The sequence below is a fragment of the Agromyces sp. S2-1-8 genome, from assembly GCF_021129215.1.
GTDB lineage: Bacteria > Actinomycetota > Actinomycetes > Actinomycetales > Microbacteriaceae > Agromyces > Agromyces chromiiresistens.
In genome coordinates, this window is record NZ_JAJOLP010000001.1 from 2142336 (window position 1) to 2161415 (window position 19080).

Below are 19080 nucleotides of genomic sequence, written 5' to 3' on the forward strand. Positions count from 1 at the left end.
GAACCTCGTGACGGACGCACCGATCGGGATCTTCGACTCAGGGGTCGGCGGCCTCACCGTCGCCCGCGCGGTGAAGGACCAGCTGCCGAACGAGTCGATCCTGTACATCGGCGACCTCGAGCACTCGCCTTACGGGCCGAAGAAGATCGCCGACGTGCGCGGCTACGCGCTCGCCGTGCTCGACGACCTCGTCGCGCAGGGCGTGAAGATGCTCGTGATCGCGTGCAACACGGCTTCGTCGGCGATGCTGCGCGACGCGCGCGAGCGCTACGACGTGCCCGTGGTCGAGGTCATCCAGCCCGCCGTGCGCCGGGCGGTCGCGGCGACGAAGACCGGCCGGGTGGGCGTGATCGGCACCCAGGGCACCGTCTCGTCGCGAGCGTACGACGACGCGTTCGCCGCGGCACCCCACCTCGAGCTCTTCTCGCAGGCGTGCCCCCGTTTCGTCGAGTTCGTCGAGGCGGGCATCACGACGGGCGACGAACTGCTCGCCGTCGCCGAGGAGTACCTCGCGCCGCTGCGCCGCGCCGACATCGACACGCTCGTGCTCGGCTGCACCCACTACCCGTTCCTGAAAGGCGCCATCTCGTACGTCATGGGCGAGGGCGTCACCCTCGTCTCGAGCGACGTCGAGACCGCGAACGACGTCTACCGCGTGCTCGTCTCGACGGGCATGGAGCGGCGCGAACCGACGCCGCCCAGCTACCGCTACGAGGCGACCGGTCGTTCGACGAGCGCCTTCCTCGACCTCGCACACCGACTGATCGCCCCCGAGATCCCGAGCGTCGAGCTCGTGCAGACGGGCGTCATCCCCCTTCCCGACCGCGCACGGCTTCGACAGGAGAACAACGCATGACCGAGGCATCCGCCACCCCGATCGTCCGAGCCGACGGGCGCGCGCCCGACCAGCTGCGCGAGGTTACCATCGAGCGCGGCTGGAGCGCCCATGCCGAGGGCAGCGCCCTCATCTCGTTCGGCGGCACGAAGGTGCTGTGCACCGCGAGCTTCACGAACGGCGTGCCGCGCTGGCTCACCGGCAAGGGCAAGGGCTGGGTCACGGCGGAGTACGCGATGCTGCCCCGCTCGACGAACACCCGCAACGACCGCGAGAGCGTGAAGGGCCGCATCGGCGGGCGCACCCACGAGATCAGCCGCCTCATCGGTCGCAGCCTCCGCGCCGTCATCGACACCAAGGCGCTCGGCGAGAACACGATCGTGATCGACTGCGACGTGCTGCAGGCCGACGGCGGCACGCGCACCGCCGCGATCACGGGCGCGTACGTCGCGCTCGCCGACGCCATCGAGTGGGCCCGCGACAAGAAGTTCATCGGGCAGAAGGCGACTCCGCTCATCGACACCGTCTCGGCCGTGTCGGTCGGCATCATCGACGGCGTCCCCATGCTCGACCTCGCCTATGTCGAGGACGTGCGCGCCGAGACCGACATGAACGTCGTCGCCACCGGGCGCGGGCTCTTCGTCGAGGTGCAGGGCACCGCCGAGGGTGCGCCGTTCGACCGGCGCGAGCTCGACTCGCTGCTCGACCTCGCCCTCGCCGGCACCGCATCGCTCACCGAGCTGCAGCGCGCCGCGCTCGCCGAGGCGGCGGGGGAGCGAGCGTGACCGGGGCGAACGCCACGGCCGCATCGGGTGCGCTCGAGGTCGTGCTCGCCACCCACAACGCGCACAAGGTGGCCGAGTTCCAGCGCATCCTGGGTGAGCGGATGCCGGGACTCACGGTGCTCGCCTACGACGGCCCGTCGCCCGTGGAGGACGGCACGAGCTTCGCCGAGAACGCGCTCATCAAGGCTCGCGCCGCGGCGGAGCACACCGGGCGCATCGCGCTCGCCGACGACTCGGGTATCACGGTCGACGTCATGGGCGGCGCCCCCGGCATCTTCTCAGCCCGCTGGGCGGGCGAGCGCGCCGGCGACGAGGAGAACGTGCGGCTGCTGCTCGCGCAGCTCGGCGACGTGCGCCGGCCGAATCGCGGCGCGGCCTTCCACTGCACGATCGCGGTCGTCGTGCCGTCGGCCGTGCTCCGGGACGCCGATGCCGACGAGGAGTTCGTCGCCGAGGGACTCTGGCGAGGTTCGCTCGCCTACGAGCCGCGCGGCTCGCACGGATTCGGCTACGACCCCGTGTTCGAGCCCGAGGGGCACGAGGTGACGGCCGCCGAGCTGCTGCCCGAGCAGAAGAACGCGATCAGCCACCGGGCGCGGGCGTTCGAGGCGCTCATCCCCGAGCTCGAGCGCATCGCGGCGGGCGTCACTCCCGCCGAATAGCGGATGCCCCTGCCCAAGCCCGACGTCACCCGGTGACGAACGCCGTCAACCGGTCGGCGAACTCGTTGAACGCCGTGCCGGTGGTGAGCATCGCCCACCCGTGGCCGACCCCGTCGCCGACGATCGTCACGTCGTCGCTCGCGCTCGCGTCGGCGAGCTGCTGCAACTCGTCGACGCTCACGGTCGAGTCGTCGGGGGCGACCGCGAGGAAGAGCGGCGCCGCGAGCGCCGGTGCGTCGTCCATCGAGTCGTAGCCGCGGAACGAGATCGGTCCCGACAGGTCGGCGACGCCGTCGAGGACGGCGGCATCGCCGTCCCGCCCGCCCGCGACGACGGCCGCCGTTCCGCCCATCGAGGCACCGATGACGACGACCCGCTCCGCCCCGTGCTCGCGCGCCCAGTCGGCGGCCGCGAGCAGGGCGTCGGCACCGTCGTCGACGACGTGGTTCGCGCCGGAGGGGCACTCGGTCGCGCCGTAGCCGCAGTTGTTGACGAGCAGCACCTGCACGCCCTGCTCGGCCAGGCTCGACGCGTACGGCCAGAATCCGCACTCGTCTTGATTCCGCTGGTGCGCGAAGATCGCGGTCGTCGTGCCGGAGCCTGCGACGCCGACGTCGAACAGCGCCTCGCCGACGGGCAGCAGCATCGCGCTCGACTCGACGCCGGTGTCGCCGCACTGCTCGGAGGGCGGCGTGGGCTGCTCGGCGGCGGGCTCGGCCGTCGCCGACGCGTCGGCGCCGCTCGTCGCTCCGCCGCCGCCTCCGGGACCGCCCGCGCATGCGGAGAGCGCGGCGACGAGGCATCCGACGGTCAGGGCGATGGCGAGCGTGCGGCGCGAGGGCATGCACCGCAGCCTAGGGCGGGAGCCGCAGCGACCGCGACCCCCCCGTGCGCTGCCATGCCGGTGAGAACGCGACTCATTCCTGATTGGGGCGATTCGCTCCCAGCGCGCCCCGGCCGACCTACGCTGGAAGCGACATGGCACACGATCACGCGCACGACCACGCTGCGACGGCGAACCGCACCCGACTCTGGATCGCGATCGCGATCATCGGCGCGTTCGTGCTCGTGCAGGTCATCGGCGGCCTGCTGAGCGGCTCCCTCGCACTGCTCGCCGACGCCGGGCACATGACGAGCGACCTCATCGGCCTGATCGTCGCGCTCGTCGCCGCGTTCGTCGCCGCCCGCCCGGCGACCGACCGGCAGACCTACGGATTCCGTCGCGCCGAGGTGTTCGGTGCGCTCATCAACGGCGTGATCCTCGTCGTCGTCGCAGTGACCGTCACGATCGGCGCGATCGGCCGGCTCGTCACGGGCGCGGAGGGCGAGGCGCACGAGGTGCAGGGCGGCATGATGCTCGTCATCGCCGTGCTCGGGCTCGTCGCGAACATCGCGGCGATGCTCGTGCTGCGCGGCGGAGCGAAGGACTCGATCAACCTGCGCGGCGCGTACCTCGAGGTGCTCGGCGACACGATCGGCTCGGCCCTCGTCATCGTCGCGGCGATCGTCATCCTCTTGACCGGCTGGAACGCGGCCGACCCGATCGCCTCGCTCGGCATCGCGGTGCTGATCGTGCCGCGCGCGCTGTCGCTGCTGCGCGACGTCGCGCGAGTGCTCAGCGAGAGCGCGCCCGCCGACACCGACGTCGCCGAGATCCGCGACCACCTGCTCGGCACCGCCGGAGTGGTGGCGGTGCACGACATCCACGTCTGGCAGATCACCTCGGGCCAGCCGGTGTTCACGGCGCACGTCGAGGTCGAGCCCGAGGTCTTCGAGGCGGGGCGCGCGGGTGCGCTGCTCGACGAGCTCGGGGGATGCCTCAGCGAGCACTTCGACGTCGCGCACTCGACCTTCCAGCTCGAGCCCGCCGGCCGGGCGGAGCAGGAGCAGGGCTCGCACTGCTGACCGGCGCGCGCGAAGCGGCCGAGGCCCACCGCGCGGATGCGAAGCGGGCCTCGGCGCCGTCTGCCGAGGGCGATCAGCAGCTCACCGCGGGGTTGAACGGCGTGAAGACGCCCGCCGGGTTGTGCGCTCCGACCCACACGTGCAGGTCGTAGTGCGTCGGCATGCCTGGCTCGTGCCCGGGCATCGGGCCGTCGAACGGCCGCGTGCCGAGCATCGGCACGGGCTGGCCGACGTCGGGCTCGAAGAACTCGGCGCTCCAGAGCCGGAGCTCGCCCGACGGCGACGGGCCGTAGGTGAGCATCGGCGGCGCGGCGGGGTCGACCGGTGCGCCGGGGCGCACGAGCGCCGGGTTCACGTAGTGGAAGCCCATCGCTCCGTCGGGGCTCGCGGCGCATTCGCCGGCGGGCACGTAGCCGGCCGCGATCGCGGCGTCGACGTCGTGGAATCGGGCGGTCGCGGCACGCACGTCGGCGACGACGCGCCGCATCTCGGGCGTCGTGGGGCCGGGGTCGAGCGGGTGTTCGCCGTCGTGGGCCTGCGCCGGCAGCGCCGACAGGGTGACGGCCGCGGCGGTGACGAGCGTCGCGGCGATGGTGCGGTGGATGGTGCGCATGGTGGTGGTTTCCTTCGTTCGGGTTCGGGTTCGGGTTCGGGTTCGGGTTCGGGTTCGGGTTCGGGTTCGGGTTCGGGTTCGGCGTGCGGTTGCGTGCGGGTGCGGCTCGGTGCGGGTGGCCGAGTTCGGGGGTCCGATGCCGCCGCGCGACGCTCAGTCGCGCTCGACCGCGTGCGATGCGATCCAGACGCGCCGCGGGTCGTAGAGGTCGCGCACGCGCACGAGCCGCTCGCGGTCGGCCGCCTCGGAGAACGCCGAGCTCGCGTCCGGGCGTTCGGCGAAGTTCGGGAAGGTGCCGCCCGTCGACCAGGGCTGCAGCGCGCCGGCGACCGCGGCGGTGACCTGCTCGCCGAGCTCGGCGAGCTCGGGGGTCGGCGCGGGCGAGACGGCGAAGAGCGCGTAGGCGCCGTCGAGGCGGGCGAGCGCGCCGTCGTGCGGGCGGGCGAGCGCCCCGCCGAGGTGACGGAGCTCCGCGATCATGAGCGGCGTCTCGACGCCGGGCCCCGCCGCGGCGAGCAGCGCGTCGATCGCCGCCTCCGGAAGGCCGGCGAGCATCGCGTGGTCGGAGACGCCGGGGGTCGGCGCGGGCGGGTCCATGTGGACCGCGAGCAGCCCCGACGACGGCATCCGCCCGAAGGTGTCGAGCTCGGGTGCGAGGTCGCGGAGGGGGGCGAGCAGCTCGGCCGCCCGCTCGTCGTCCTCGAGCAGCGCGCCGTCGATGACGACGAGCTCGCGGCCGCTGAGGAAGGGCGGCAGCTCGGGCAGCGGCGGGAAGCGCATGAGGCGCAGCGAGGTCGTGACCGACTCGGGCACCGTGCTCGTCCACTCCGCCCACGCGCGGGCGACCTGCGGCGCCGCCGCGAGGTCCCACAGGAGCATTCCCGCGACCACGTCGGCGATGGGCAGCAGGTCGATCTCGACGGCGACGACGACGCCGAAGCCGCCACCGCCGCCCCGGAGCGCCCAGAACAGGGCGGCGTGCTGCTCAGCGCTCGCACGGATGAGCTCGCCGTCGGCCGTGACGAGCTCGATCGCCCGCACCGATGAAGCGGCCAGCCCGTGCGCGCGCCCGTAGAACGAGAGTCCGCCGCCGAGCAGGTAGCCCGCGACCGCGACGTCGCCCGCGCTGCCGTGCAGCGCGGTCAGGCCGTGCGGGGCCGCCGCGGCGACGACGTCCTGCCAGAGCGTGCCGCCGGCGACGCGCGCGGTACGCAGGGCCGGGTCGACCTCGACACCCGTGAGGGCGTGCAGGCGGAGGAGCAGCGCCTCCTCGAGGTGGTCGCCGGCGATGGCGGATGCCGCGTGGCCAGTGCTCTGCGGCGCGATCCGCAGTCCGTCGGCGCCGGCCGCCGTGACGGTGGCGACGACCTCGGCGACGGTGCGCGGCACGGCGACGGCGGCCGGCCGCTGCGAGACGGCCAGGTTCCACGGGCGGCAGGCGTCGTCGTAGCCGGTGTCGCCCGGCAGGAGGACGACCTCGAGCTCGCGCAGCGCGGCGAGGCGGGTGAGGGTCGGGTTCATGCTGATTCCTTCGTGATGGGTCGGAGCGGGTGCGGCCACCGTCGCCTCGAGTCGCACGAGCATGCCCGCGGGCCGCTCGCGTTCGTCGGCGACGACCTCGACGCGGACGTCGCGGGTCGCGTCGCCCAGTCGCTCGGCGAGGATGACCACGAGCTCGTCGGCGGGTTCGGCCGACGCGTTGTGCACGCGAAGCCGGCGCAGCGCGGTCAGCGGCAGCCCGCGGTCGACGATGTCGTGCTCGAGGCGCACGAACGCGAGGCACAGCTGCGCGGTCGCGTCGTCGGCGTGCACGAGATCGCCGCGCTCGTCGACGGGCTCGGAATGGATCGTGGTGGTCACGGATCCAAGCCTGCGAACGGCGCCGGCCCCGAGCCATCCCAGTTGTGGGGGGATTTCCGGATCCCAGTGTTCTGGGATATCGCGGCGGGGGCCGGCGGGCGCATACTGATCGCATGCACAACCGGTTGCGCGCCGAACGCGCTCGCGGCGATCTCGACGTGCTCTCGCGCGCTGGCCTCGACCTCGACGACTTCATCGCCGAGGCGACCGAGACCGTCGGCCGGGCGACGCCGTGGGTGGGCGCGTGCGTCGGCACGCACGACCCGTCGACCATGATGCTGACGAGCGCCCGCAAGTACGGCTCGCTCGTCGCGAACAACGAGCACGACATGCTGTTCGGCCTCCTCGAGTACGGGGCCGAGGAGCCGAGCTCGTTCCGCGCGCTCGCCAGGTCGGAGGCGCGCGCGATCGGCATGCACGCCTCGGACGACGTCGACGCCGACCGGTCGGAGCGCACGAACCGCCTCATGCGCCCGGTCTACGGCTTCGGCGACGAGGCCCGCCTCGTGTTCCGCGACGGTGCGGGCGTGTGGGGGTGCCTCGCGATGTTCCGGGGAACGGACGACGCGAAGTTCTCGCGCGATGAGGTCGACTTCCTCGGCACCCTGTCGGAGTCGTTCGCCCGCGGCGTCCGCGCCGGAATGCTGACCCGGCTCTCGGCGTCACCGGTCGCCGAGTCGGACGTCTGCGGGCCGGCGGTCGTCATCGTGGGAACCGACGACGAGGTCTCGCAGATCAGCCTGGGTGCCGAGGAGCGGCTCGCCCAGCTCGCGACCACCCAGCACAGCGGCGACCCGCTGAGCCTCGTGACCTCGCTCGTCGGCGCGGCCCGGCGCATGCTCGCCGTGCCCGGCTCGCCGATCCCACGGGCGCGCGTGCGCACCGCCGCGGGCACCTGGCTCGTGCTGCACGCCTCGCCGCTGGCCGGTCCCGACGGCGCAGCGGGCGACGTCGTCATCACGATCGAGGAGGCGCGCCCGCCCGAGATCGTCGCACTCGTGGTCGCCGCGTTCGGGCTGACGCCCCGCGAGCGCGACGTCACGAGGCTCGTGCTGCAGGGCGTCGAGACGAAGGAGATCGCGGCGACCATGCACGTCTCGGCCTACACCGTGCAGGACCACCTGAAGTCGGTGTTCGAGAAGGCTGGGGTGCGCAGCCGTCGCGAGCTCATCTCGCGCGTCTACTTCGACCAGTACGTGCCGCGGATGGGCACCGAGGTCGCGCCGAGCGGGTGGTACGCGGGCTGAAGCCGCGAGGCGCGGTTCAGGCGAGCGGATGCCTCGGCCGAGGCATCCCCGTCAGTGCTCGTCGTGCTTCGGGCCCCGCTCGAAGACGTCGGCGTCGAGCACGAGCTCGGCGGCCTCGGTCTCGTCGGTGACGACGTCTTCGCCGGCGGCGGCGGCCTTCTTCGCCTTCGACCGCTCGCGCAGGTAGTGCCAGAGCGTCACGATGGCCGTGCCGCCGACCGCGGCGAGCAGGATGAGGTCGATGTACTCCTTGACGAAGTCGGCGATCGGGGGGATGAAGCCGATCGCGTACCCGAACATCGTGAGTCCGAAGCCCCAGAGCACGGCGCCGACGAGGTTGTAGAGCGTGTACTTGCCCTTGTGCATGTGGCCGACGCCTGCGGCGACGGGGGTGAAGGTGCGCACGATCGGCACGAAGCGCGCGAGGATGACCGCGAGGGCGCCGAACCGGTCGAAGAAGGCGTTCGTGCGTTCGACGTTCTTGACGCTGAACAGGCCCGATTCCTTTCGTTCGAAGATCGCCGGGCCGGCCTTGTGGCCGATGAGGTAGCCGACCTCGCCGCCGATGAACGCGGCGAGTCCGATGAGCAGCGACACCCACCAGACGCTGATGCCGAAGACGCCCTCGGGCGAACCGGGCAGCGGGTGCGAGAGCAGCCCCGAGATCACGAGGAGGGTGTCGCCGGGCAGCAGGAACCCGACGAGCAGGCCCGTCTCGGCGAAGATGATGCCGCACACGACGAGCAGTGCCCACGGCCCGGCGCCGCCGATGATCGTCTCGGGGTCGAGCCACGGGATGAGGGCGGTGTGGACCATGCGGATGGGCTCCAGTCGTCGGACCCGGCGGTACCGGGTCGGCGGGCGGCGTGGGTATGACGTGAGTCTACCGAGCGGCCCCTGGACGCGGCATCCGACTGCAGGATGACCCGGGGCTCACCCCGCGGGGTGAGATGCGCGGCACCGGCCGCGCTCGTCCGCGCGCCGCCGCCGAGGTCGCAGCGTGTCGGTCGTCGCGCGTAGGGTCGCCGACATGCGCTACGGATTCATCTATCCCGGCAGTGACCCAGAACTCGCGGTCGAGCTGGCCGGGCTCGCAGAACAGTACGGCTGGCATGGCTTCTTCGTGTGGGAGGGCATCTGGGCGACCGACCCGTGGTCGGTGCTCGCGGCGGCGGCGATGCGCACGACGAACGTGCGACTGGGCACGATGCTCACGCCCGTGCCCCGCCGCCGGGTGTGGGAGCTCGCGGGCCAGACGATGACGGTCGACCGGCTCTCGGGCGGGCGCGTCATCCTGTCGGCCGGGCTCGGCGTCGCCGAAGTCGCCGAAGACCGCTTCTGGATCTTCGAGCACGACCCGGGCCGGCGCGAGCGGGCCGACGTCTTCGACGAGTCGCTCGACCTCCTGCCGAAGCTCTGGCGGGGCGAGCCCTTCGAGCACGAGGGGGCGCACTACACGGTGCGGCGCACCGACCGCATGCTGCCGCTGCCGCCCGTGCAGCAACCGCGCATCCCGATCTGGGCGGTCGGCCTGTGGCCGCGCCCGAAGTCCATGCGACGCGTCGCCCGCCTCGACGGGTGGTTGCCCAACTACGCGCCGCCCGGCGAGGGCGCCGCGGGGCCCGACGCCCAGCGCGAGCTGTTCACGCCCGAGATCGGCGCCGAGGCGATGGCGTGGCTGCGCGCCGAGCGCGAGCGCCTCGGCCTCGCCGACGAGCCGTTCGACTGGGTGCAGGAGGGCACGACGGCGGGGCTCGACCCGGCCTCCGACGCCGCGGTCGTCCGCAGTTGGGCCGAGGCGGGGGCGACGTGGTGGCTCGACACCGACTGGTCGGTGCCCGCCGAGCGCATCGAGCAGTACTCGAGAGCGCGGCTCGCGGCGGGTCCGCCCGTCATCGACCGCTGACACGGAGTCGGCCCGGGCTCGCGTCGATCACACGAGCCCGGGCCGTATTTCCCCTGATCCCGATGACCGAACCACCGGGGCGTCGTCCCTGCGACTCTCTCAGCAGAACACGGGAACCGATTCCTCCGCGAGGGGTTGACGGGGCCCGTGGCCTGATGCATGGCGAGTCGGGTCGGACGGAAACGGTCGAACGCAGCGCCGTCGGGCTGCGTCGCGTCGCGTCGAGTGCGGAAGGTGGGACTTGAACCCACACGCCCGAAGGCACAGGAACCTAAATCCTGCGTGTCTGCCGATTTCACCACTCCCGCGAGTGCCCGTTCAGTCTATGCGGGTGCGCTTTCGCCGTCGGCCGTCGCAGCGGCCTCGACGGGGGTCGCGGCGCCCGCTCGGCCTGCCCGGCGCGGTGGGCGCGACGGGGCCGACAGCGCGATCAGTGCGATGAGCGAGCGTCGTGGCCGAACAGCATGCGCGCGAGCACGAGCATCATGACGATGAACGCGGCGACCACCGGCAGCGGCGCCCACCACCAGCCGACCGTGAAGCCGAGCACGGGCACGAGCGCGAACGCCGTGAGCCAGATGACGGCGCTGTAGATGCCGAAGCGGGCGGCCGCGGCCGGGTCCTGCTCGAAGCGGTTGCCGACCTCGACGGCGTCGCGGTGCATCGCGACCACCCACGGCTTGTGCCGGTTCGTCTGGGTGGCACCGAGCGCGCTCAGCACGGCGATCGCGGCGACGGCGAGCACCGCGGCGAGCACGAGCCAGACGAGCTCGAGCCGCCAGACGACGACGGCGGCGAAGCCCAGCGAGGCGACGAGCGTGCCGGTCGCCGCACCGAACGCGACGGCGCGGCCGGTCGGCAGCGGGTAGTTCGTCGTGGTCTCCTGGCGGAGCGCGTCGGCCGTGATGACGCCGATCGCGAGCCCGAGCGCGGCGGCGATCGCGATGAGCGGCCCGGCGGCGAGCGGCATGAGCGGGGTGAGGCCGAGCACGAGGGTCACGAGCGCCGCCGCCGCGACGATCGAGAGCACGACGGTGCGCACGACGAACGCGGGCTTCGGGCGCACCCGGTGGCGCAGGGCCGTCTGGGCCGCGGATGCCGCGGGGCGAGCGGCGCGTGCGGCGGGTGCGGCGGGTGCCGAGGCATCCGCGTCGCCGGTCGCCGCCGCGACGAGCTCGCGCACGTCGCCGAGCTCGTCGACGGCTCGGCGGGCGGCCTCGACGGGGGAGGCGCCGGCGACCTCGAGCTCGGCGACCCGCGAGAGCAGGTTGTCGCGGATCTCCTCCTTCAGGTCTTGCGCCTCGGGGGTGGGGTCGATGCCCGCGAAGGCCTCGTCGAGGAGGCGGTGCACCTCGGTCGAGGTGCGGGGGCTGCGGTTGTCGCTCATCGCAGGGAGCCTTTCGTGTTCGCCGGCGCCGTCTGGCTGCCGAGCAGGGAGTCGATGACGGTGCGGGTGGCCACCCAGCTCGCCACGTTCTGGCGGAAGGCGGCGCGGCCCGCGTCGGTGATGCGGTAGTACTTGCGGCGGCCGCCCTGCGACTCGTCGCCCCAGTACGCCTCTGCGAGACCGTCGCGTACGAGCCGGCGGTAGCTGGCGTAGAGGGTGGCCTCCTTGATCTCGTAGCCCCCGCCCGTGGCATCGCGGATGTGCTTGTAGATCTCGAAGCCGTAGCTGTCGTGCTCGCGCAGCACGCCGAGCACGATCGTGTCGGTGTGCCCGCGCAGCAGGTCGGACGCGAAGGCGTCGCCGGATGCCGCTGAATCTTGGATCATGTGAAGTACTGTAACAGATCAAGTAATAAATGTGAACAAGAAATGGATGTCGCAGGGTGGTGCGCCGACGACGTGGATGGCTCGCGGCTGGCGTTGTGGATAACTTCGACGCAGTCGTCGGGTCCCACCGCATGATGGATGCCATGTCCGACGCCGTCCGCACCATCGCCGAGCGCGTGCGCACGCGGGTGCTGCGCGAGGGGGTCGATCTCGCGGGCGACGACGACGTCGCCGCCCGGTATGCGCACGACGAGGTGAGACGGTACAGCGAGCGGGCGCTCGCGGGCGCCCATTCGGGGCTCGTCGACGAGGCGGGCACCGCGCGAGACGTCGTCGCCGCGCTCACCGGGTACGGCGCCCTGCAGCCCTTCTTCGACGATGACACCGTCGAAGAGATCTGGATCAACGGTCCGGCCCGCGTGTTCGTGGCGCGCGGAGGCGTCTCCGAACTGACGAACCTCGTGCTGAGCGACCGCGAGGTGCGCGAACTCGTCGAGCGCATGCTCGCGCACACCGGACGGCGCGTCGACCTCAGCTCGCCGTTCGTCGATGCCTCGCTGCCCGACGGATCGCGGTTGCACGTGGCGATTCCCGACGTCGCGAGGGAGCACTGGGCGGTCAACGTCCGAAAGTTCCAGCGGCGCATCAGGTCGCTCGCGGCGCTCGTCGAGCTCGGATCGCTGACGGTCCAGGCCTCCGAGTACCTGCGCATGTCGGTGCTCGCCGGAGCGAACATCCTCGTCTCCGGGGCGACGCACACCGGCAAGACCACCATGGTCAACGCCCTCATGTCGGGCGCGCGGACGGGCGACCGGGTCGTCACCGTGGAGGAGACCTTCGAGCTCGACCTCGACGTGCGCGACCTCGTCGCCCTCCAGTGCCGGCAGCCGAGCCTCGAGGGAACCGGCGAGATCACCCTGCGACGGCTCATCAAGGAAGCATTGCGCATGCGCCCCGACCGGCTCATCGTGGGCGAGGTGCGAGAGGCCGAGAGCCTCGACCTGCTCATCGCGCTGAACTCGGGTCTTCCCGGCATGTGCACCATCCACGCGAACTCGGCTCGCGACGCACTCGCGAAGCTGTGCACGCTGCCGCTGCTCGCCGGACGGAACATCGACTCCGCCTTCGTCGTTCCGACGGTGGCGAGCTGCATCGACCTCGTCGTCCACCTCGCGATCGACCGGGACGGACACCGCCGCGTCGCCGAGATCCTCGCGCCCACCGGTGCAGCCAGCGGGGCGAGTGTCGACGCGGAGGCGATCTTCGCGACGAGCGACGGCGTGCTGAGGGCGACCGGGGCGCGCCCGGCCCGCCTCGAGAAGTTCGAGGCCCGCGGCTTCGACCCCGACCACGTCCTGGGCGTGGTCGAATGAGTCTCGTGCTCGGCGCGGTGCTCGGCCTCGGCATCCTGCTCATCGCCGCACCATTGCTCTGGCCGCGCGTCGCGGGTGCTTCCGCGAGGGCGACGGACTCGCTCGACCGCCTTCGCGGCGAACTCGCCCTGGCGGGGCTCGGCGGCGTGCCGCTGCCCGTCATCGTGGCCGTCGGCCTCGCGCTCGCCCTCGTCGGCGCCGCCCTCGCGCAGGCGATCTTCGGCATACCGTTCCTGACCGCGATCGGTGCGCTCCTCGGTGGCGCGCTCGTCCCGTTCGTCGTGCGCGGCCGCGCGGCCCGCCGGCGCGCGGCGAATCGCGCGGTCTGGCCCGACGTCGTCGACCACCTGGTCGCGTCGGTTCGGGCGGGCATGTCGCTGCCCGACAGCCTCGGAGCCCTCGCGGAGCTCGGCCCGGCTCCGACGCGACCCGCGTTCGCCGCGTTCGAACGCGAGTACCGGCGCACGGCGAACTTCTCCGCCTGCCTCGACGGGCTCAAGGCCGAGCTCGCCGATCCCGTCTCCGACCGGATCCTCGAAACACTGCGCATGGCGCGGGAGGTCGGCGGCAGCGACGTGACCGCAGTCCTGCGCGCGCTCGCCGGGTACCTCCGTGAAGACGCGGCACTCCGCGCCGAGGTCGTCTCGCGCCAGTCCTGGATCCGCAACGCGGCTCGGCTCGGCGTTGCCGCCCCCTGGCTGCTGCTGCTCGTGCTCGCCTCGCGGCACGAGGCGATCATCGCCTACGACAGCCCGGCCGGAGCCGTCCTCATCCTCGTCGGCCTCGGCGTGACCCTCGTTGCGTACCGCGCCATGATCGCGCTCGGCCGGCTTCCCGAGGAGCGACGATGGTTCAACTGACGACCGTCGGGGCACTGAGCCTCGTCCTCGGCGTCACCGCCGGCCTCGGTCTCTGGATGCTCGTGTCGACGCTGCCGCGGATCGGCCGTCCGCGCCTCGCGGAACGCGTCGCACCATACGTCGCCGACCTCTCTGCGGAGGCACGGGCGATGCTCGCACGACGACCCGCCGACCCGGGCCCCGTGCTCGCAGCGCTCGTCGCGCCGACCGCCCAGCGGCTGCGCGGAGTGCTGTCGTCGTGGCTCGGCGGCAACGACCTCATCGCACGGCGCCTGCGGCAGGCGGGCTCGACGGCGAGTGTCGAGCGATTCCGCGGCGAGCAGCTCGCGTGGGCGGCCGGCGGGTTCGTGTTCGGGGCAGCTCTCGCCGTGGCGGCACCCGGCTTCGCGACGCTGCCCGCGATCGTGCGGATCACGGCTCCGTTCATCGCGGCGGCGCTCGGCGCGATCGGACGTGACTGGGTCCTGCAGCGGAGCGCGAGACGGCGCCTCGCCCGCATCTCATCCGAGCTCGCGACCGTCCTCGAGTTCCTGACGCTGAGCCTCACCGCAGGCGAAGGCATGCTCGACGCGCTGCGCAGGGTGTCGGCAGCGGGCACCGGCGAGTTGCCGACCGAGTTCGGTCGGGTCGTCGCGACGGTCGGCACCGGCGTACCGCTCGCGATGGCGCTCGCCGAGCTGCGCGACGGTGTCGACCATCCCGGGCTCACTCGCGCGCTGGATCAGGTGCTCGGAGCGCTCGAGCGCGGGGCACCCCTCGCCGCCGTGCTGCGCGCCCAAGCCGGCGACGCCCGCGAGGCCGCGAAGCGCTCGATCATCGAGGCGGCCGGCCGCAAGGAGATCGCGATGCTCGTGCCGTTGATCTTCCTCATCCTCCCGGTCACGATCGCCTTCGACAGTGTTAGTTTCCGGGGAAGATCACATTTTGGTAACGGAAATGGCCGCCTCGACTTGACATGTCAGGCGGTCTTTTGTTAGCGGGACCGGGGCAATTGGAGTCTTCGCTATTACACTCTGGTTGTCAAATAGCTACATAACAATCGCGTATTGCTTAGATATAGTCTACAAACGTCTGGTATACTGAGACCAGCGACACAGAGACAGGCACCACCCGCGATTTTCCATATGCCGGGGGGTGGTCTCCGGTGTGGTGCTCGGGGCTACTCCCCACCTCTTAGGAGCACCACAACATGAACAACGCAACAACCCTCGAAGCGGCCCTAGGGGCGGCTCAGGGTTACCCAACACCGGGAGTCGGCTACGCGGACGCGCTACGGCTCTACACCGCAGCGGGCTCGGCAAGCATCCTTCGCCCCGTCCCTGTTGCCACCACTCCGCCCCGAGGCTTTCGCAATTGGAGCCCGGAGACGGCGGCACGCTGGGCTGAGTCGGAGCACTGGGCTCAGGCCCGCACTGCTTCCAGCCCTGCGCCCGGGTACGTCTTCCTAGATGACGATGACGCCGCGCTCTGCGCCGCTCTGGAGGCTCGGCTAGGGGTTCGTCCTGCAACGCTCTACACAACCTCACGCGGCCCGCTCTCTGACACGCAGGGGCGCGCAAAGCGGCTGTACCGGGTGCCCGAAGATGCCACCCTTGCCGACCGCTACAGCGGGGGAGAGGTCGTAGATCACTTCCACCGTTTTGCCTTCGTCGGCCCGACCCGCAACCACAGGACGCTTGCCGAAGAGACTTGGTACCTCCCTGACGGCTCCGCCCTTTCGGGTCCGCCCACAGCACAGGACATTGCCGAGCATGTCGCAGAGTTGCCCGCCGAATGGCTCAAGCACCTAAGCAGGCCTGCACGTGAGTACCGTGCTCTTCCGGAGTGGGAAGCTCCGGCGAGTTATGACGCTGGAGAGGTTGCACCTTGGCTGCTGGAGCTTGCCGAGCAGTGGGGAGGCGTAGAGCGCTACCCGGATGCTCAGCGAGCCCTCTGGGACCTTGCGTGGATCGCGGTACTGCTCCCCGAGACTCCCGGAATCGATACGCTCCGGGGGCAGATCACGGACGCCTATGTCAATCGACCGGACACAAGCACTCCGCAGGCCGAGCGCATGGGGCGCATGGATCGGCTGTGGCAGAACGCACTGCCGAAGCAGGCCGAGCAGCTCGCAGAGCTGGAGGCCGAGATTGGACGCGCGGCTGTCGATTGGGCTCTACCCTTCCTGACCGGCGAGCGCTCCGCTCAGTCCGAGCTGGAGCGCTTGGAGAGCCTCACACCCGAGCAGGCCGAAGCCGAGTTCGGTTACGACTGGCAGGACCTACACGCGCAGGCAATCAACCGTGCGAAGGCAACCGAAGCCCGGGCGAGTGAAGAGACGGCGATCCCGGAGAGCTGGAAGGCTCTCGACCTCTCGGAGTACCTCGAAGGCGGCTACGAACCGCCTAAGCCCTCTGTCTTCCTTCGGGATGACGGTATCGGGATGTTCTACCCCGGAGTGGTCAATGAGTTCCACGCGACCCCGGGCACCGGTAAGACGCTGTTCGCCCTCGCGATCGTCGCGGAGCAGCTCGGGCTGGGGGAGAGCGTGCTCTACCTCGACTATGAGGAGCACCCGGGCCGCATCACGAAGCGCCTGCTTGATTACGGCGTCCCCGTCGAGAGCATCCGCGAGCGCTTCCATTACGTGCGCCCGGAAGAACGCCCGACGCTCGCAGCCGTTGAGGCCTTCGCGGCGGAGGGCCACGCACTGGTTGTAATCGACACGGTAGGCGAGTCGATCAACAACGTGACCGGCGGAGACTCCAACTCCACCGATGACGTGACCCGGTGGCACTCGTTCATTCGCGAGTTCGCGCGGGGCGGGGCCTGTGTGCTCGTGATTGACCACATCACGAAGGACGCCGCTAACCCGCTCTTCCCTATCGGCTCTCAGGCGAAGCTTGCGGGCTACAAGGGCGCTGTCTATCTACTGGAGGCTCCGAAGGCTGGAGGCCCGCGCAAGGGCTCTGTGGGGCTACTCACGCTCAAGCTCGCGAAGGACAACGGCGGAGGTCTCGGGCTCCGGAAGAACGAACTAGCCGCCGAGTTTGTCGTAGACAGCACCGGGGACACGATCCGCTACACACTCCGGCACCCGGAGGCGAGCACGCAGATTGCGCGCCACGCTCAGGCGGACCGCGCGCGAGAGGGCGAGATCCTCTCCGCCGTCTCCGAGCACAACGGACCGATGAAGCGGGCCGAACTTCGGGAGGCGCTCGGACTGTACAACGACCTCAAAGAGTACGGTCCCGTTCTCGCGTACCTCATCGAGTCCGGACGGCTCGTGGAGACCCCCGGAGCCTACGGCGCAAAGCTTCTCAATCTTCCGCTCGCTTCAACCCTCCCCCCTCCCCAGTCCCTAGGACTGGGGGAGAGTGGGGATACTGCCTCCCTAAGCCTCCCTAAGCATCCCCAGGGAGGCTTTGAGGCCCGGAATCATGCGGAAGTAGAGCCCTCCCAAGCCTCCCGGGAGACTAGTCTCCCTGCGCCGTCTGGGGAGGCTTCAGATTCAGCCCTCCCCGAGCCTCCCGAGTCTCCCCAACCCTCCCCGGGAGCGTCAGGATTCACCCCTCCGGAGCCGCCCTCAGCTCTCCGGGAGGCGCTCGGTGGATAACCCCTCAACCTCAACGAAAGGACCTCGAAAAATGAGGACAACCCCCGCCCCCGTCTATGTCGCAGCACTCGCGGAGCGCATCCGCATTTGGGACGCAGACGGCATCCGGCGCAGTGGTGAAGACGGGTGGGAACACCGCGTCAACTTCCACAAGCGCCAATACATCCCTGCCGCCCTAGATCGGCTCGCAGCCGAAGGATGGGCACCCATCACCCCCAACACGAAAGGCAATGAAAATGCGTAACTCCCTATTCGGCAGAAAGGACGCCGAGCCAACCCCCTACCCAGTACCGGACAACCTCCGAGCCGCCTATGACGCGGCGATCCCGGATCCATACGCGTATATCGAAGCTGCCGCTCTGGACTTGGCACGCGAGCTGTACCCCAACGAACCCGTCTACACAGCGGACATGATCCGAAAGGTCAAGAATGACCACCTCGCGGAAATCTTCGCGCGCTCGGAGCACCGCTCCAGAATGGCGATTGCTTGGGAGGAAGTGGAGGCCCCTCGGCTAGCGGCTGAGCGCGAAGCCGCCTACCGCGAGTCGCACACTTGCCCCCTGTGCGGTGAGGTTGCCTCGGACCTCACAATGCGCGCCCTCAACCTCGGAGAGTGGGACAGCCGACAGTCCTGTTCCGTTTGCGCCGCGCTAGCACAGACGATCTGGGCGGAGCAGGCTCGGACGAAGCAGCGAGAGGCGGCAGTGCGTCAGGCGCTTGGCCTGTGACCCGCTAGCGCCTGCGAAAGGCCCCTGAGTTCGACAGGCTCGGGGGCCTTCGTCGTATCCGGTGCGAGTAGCCCGAAACCACACCGGTCAACAACGAACGCCAGCGAAAAACATATAGTCCCAAATGTTTTGACCCCCGCGCGTAAAAATAACTACTGGGAGCGGGGTTCATGGCATCCCCACCAGAAAAAAGGGGGGTCGAGCTACCGCAGTGCCGAACGCGAGCGGGCGTAGCTTTGCGGTATGGATGTTGACGCTCTCACGCACCGAGCTACCGGGCCAGCAGTGGCGATCCTGACGGCATTGGTCGCGAAGGACGACGCGCTCTTGGTTGAGGGATACAAGGCTGTTCACGACTACATGAATGAGGCGCAATCAGGGGCAGAGCAAAGCCTCCGACTCGACTGCTTCGCCATGGCTTCCGCCTCCCTCACCTATTCGGCTCTCGGGCTATGGGCGACTGACACAGGCAAGGATGCGGCGGAGCTTGGCGCATGGCTCGCTCAGTACGCAGGAGAGCGTTCAGGCGGAGAAGTCTGACAAGGGGGACCGGGCACAGCGAAGGGCGCGCCCCTCCGAGAGGAAGAACGCGCCCCAGTGGCTACCCGCTAGCGAAAGCTACCGGCTAGCGAACCCTGAACTGCGTGCCGCAGTACGCGCAGCGGGCCAAGCCCGGGCGGGTCACCCGGTACGGCCCGAGCTTCGCACGGCATCGCGGGTTGGTGCAGATATAGATACGTCCCGTCATGGGAGTCTCCCTTGTTCCAACCAAGGCCTGAAGTGGCGACGCTCCGGAGGCGGACTTGCCTCCCTCGCACCTCGAAGGTCTAAGATCGGAAGAGTCATCCCCTAGACAAGTTTGACGCTCACGACCCCGTGACCTTCGGCACTACCCGAAGTTCCGGGGTCTTGTGCATCTTGGCTGCGTTAAGTCTACG

General features: G+C 70.5%; 17 protein-coding genes and 1 tRNA gene. 11 read left to right on the forward strand and 7 right to left on the reverse strand.

Annotated elements, in window-relative coordinates; all coding sequences use genetic code 11:
* Window positions 1-7 precede the first annotated feature (7 nt).
* From murI to rdgB, 3 genes are read left to right on the forward strand one after another with little or no spacing between them, the layout of a single operon-like run.
* Window positions 8-856, forward strand: coding sequence for a glutamate racemase (gene murI / locus LR269_RS09735; protein WP_231430582.1), 849 nt, complete (start codon window positions 8-10; stop codon window positions 854-856).
* Window positions 853-1620 (forward strand): ribonuclease PH, encoded by a 768-nt coding sequence (rph, locus tag LR269_RS09740; protein ID WP_231430583.1) that lies wholly within the window; start codon window positions 853-855, stop codon window positions 1618-1620. The genes murI and rph overlap by 4 nt, the downstream gene beginning before the upstream one ends.
* Window positions 1617-2282, forward strand: coding sequence for an RdgB/HAM1 family non-canonical purine NTP pyrophosphatase (gene rdgB / locus LR269_RS09745; protein ID WP_231430584.1), 666 nt, complete (start codon window positions 1617-1619; stop codon window positions 2280-2282). The genes rph and rdgB overlap by 4 nt, the downstream gene beginning before the upstream one ends.
* A 25-nt stretch (window positions 2283-2307) precedes the next feature.
* Here rdgB and LR269_RS09750 read toward each other — a convergent pair whose 3' ends face one another.
* Entirely contained in the window at window positions 2308-3126 is an 819-nt protein-coding gene (locus LR269_RS09750; RefSeq protein WP_231430586.1) for a S9 family peptidase, read from the reverse strand.
* A gap of 134 nt (window positions 3127-3260) precedes the next feature.
* Between LR269_RS09750 and LR269_RS09755 the strand changes: the two genes are divergently transcribed.
* On the forward strand, window positions 3261-4187 hold the full coding sequence (locus tag LR269_RS09755; protein ID WP_231430587.1) for a cation diffusion facilitator family transporter: 927 nt from the start codon (window positions 3261-3263) through the stop codon (window positions 4185-4187).
* Between the two features lie 73 nt (window positions 4188-4260).
* Here LR269_RS09755 and LR269_RS09760 read toward each other — a convergent pair whose 3' ends face one another.
* Both LR269_RS09760 and LR269_RS09765 read right to left on the reverse strand, forming a co-directional pair.
* Window positions 4261-4800, reverse strand: coding sequence for a hypothetical protein (locus LR269_RS09760; RefSeq protein ID WP_231430588.1), 540 nt, complete (start codon window positions 4798-4800; stop codon window positions 4261-4263).
* A gap of 153 nt (window positions 4801-4953) precedes the next feature.
* Complete coding sequence (locus tag LR269_RS09765; protein WP_231430589.1) at window positions 4954-6660, reverse strand: FAD-binding protein; 1707 nt, start codon at window positions 6658-6660, stop codon at window positions 4954-4956.
* A 113-nt stretch (window positions 6661-6773) separates the two neighbouring features.
* On the opposite strand from LR269_RS09765, the gene LR269_RS09770 reads away from it, so the two are divergent.
* A complete protein-coding gene (locus tag LR269_RS09770) occupies window positions 6774-7907 on the forward strand; it encodes a response regulator transcription factor (protein WP_231430591.1) in 1134 nt (377 codons plus the stop codon).
* 51 nt (window positions 7908-7958) lie between these two features.
* Here the strand turns inward: LR269_RS09770 and LR269_RS09775 are convergent, their stop codons facing one another.
* On the reverse strand, window positions 7959-8723 hold the full coding sequence (locus LR269_RS09775; RefSeq protein ID WP_231430592.1) for a DedA family protein: 765 nt from the start codon (window positions 8721-8723) through the stop codon (window positions 7959-7961).
* Between the two features lie 214 nt (window positions 8724-8937).
* Between LR269_RS09775 and LR269_RS09780 the strand changes: the two genes are divergently transcribed.
* Window positions 8938-9813, forward strand: coding sequence for an LLM class flavin-dependent oxidoreductase (locus LR269_RS09780; RefSeq protein WP_231430593.1), 876 nt, complete (start codon window positions 8938-8940; stop codon window positions 9811-9813).
* Between the two features lie 226 nt (window positions 9814-10039).
* Here LR269_RS09780 and LR269_RS09785 read toward each other — a convergent pair.
* From LR269_RS09785 to LR269_RS09795, 3 genes are all read right to left on the reverse strand, one after another.
* Window positions 10040-10121 (reverse strand) — tRNA-Leu (locus LR269_RS09785).
* A 122-nt stretch (window positions 10122-10243) separates the two neighbouring features.
* Window positions 10244-11200 (reverse strand): permease prefix domain 1-containing protein, encoded by a 957-nt coding sequence (locus LR269_RS09790; protein ID WP_231430595.1) that lies wholly within the window; start codon window positions 11198-11200, stop codon window positions 10244-10246.
* Window positions 11197-11586 (reverse strand): PadR family transcriptional regulator, encoded by a 390-nt coding sequence (locus LR269_RS09795; protein ID WP_231430596.1) that lies wholly within the window; start codon window positions 11584-11586, stop codon window positions 11197-11199. Before LR269_RS09795 ends, LR269_RS09790 begins: the two co-directional genes overlap by 4 nt.
* A gap of 143 nt (window positions 11587-11729) precedes the next feature.
* Between LR269_RS09795 and LR269_RS09800 the strand changes: the two genes are divergently transcribed.
* From LR269_RS09800 to LR269_RS09820, 5 genes are all read left to right on the forward strand, one after another.
* Window positions 11730-12959: a CpaF family protein gene (locus LR269_RS09800; protein WP_231430598.1), complete on the forward strand. Its 1230-nt coding sequence runs from the start codon at window positions 11730-11732 to the stop codon at window positions 12957-12959.
* Window positions 12956-13819 (forward strand): type II secretion system F family protein, encoded by an 864-nt coding sequence (locus tag LR269_RS09805; protein ID WP_231430599.1) that lies wholly within the window; start codon window positions 12956-12958, stop codon window positions 13817-13819. The genes LR269_RS09800 and LR269_RS09805 overlap by 4 nt, the downstream gene beginning before the upstream one ends.
* On the forward strand, window positions 13807-14796 hold the full coding sequence (locus LR269_RS09810; protein ID WP_231430600.1) for a type II secretion system F family protein: 990 nt from the start codon (window positions 13807-13809) through the stop codon (window positions 14794-14796). The genes LR269_RS09805 and LR269_RS09810 overlap by 13 nt, the downstream gene beginning before the upstream one ends.
* 596 nt (window positions 14797-15392) lie before the next feature.
* Window positions 15393-17414 carry an AAA family ATPase gene (locus LR269_RS19010; RefSeq protein WP_231430602.1) on the forward strand — a complete coding sequence of 674 codons (2022 nt, stop codon included), beginning with the start codon at window positions 15393-15395 and terminating at the stop codon, window positions 17412-17414.
* Between the two features lie 1013 nt (window positions 17415-18427).
* Window positions 18428-18682, forward strand: coding sequence for a hypothetical protein (locus LR269_RS09820; RefSeq protein WP_231430604.1), 255 nt, complete (start codon window positions 18428-18430; stop codon window positions 18680-18682).
* Window positions 18683-19080: the final 398 nt, after the last annotated feature.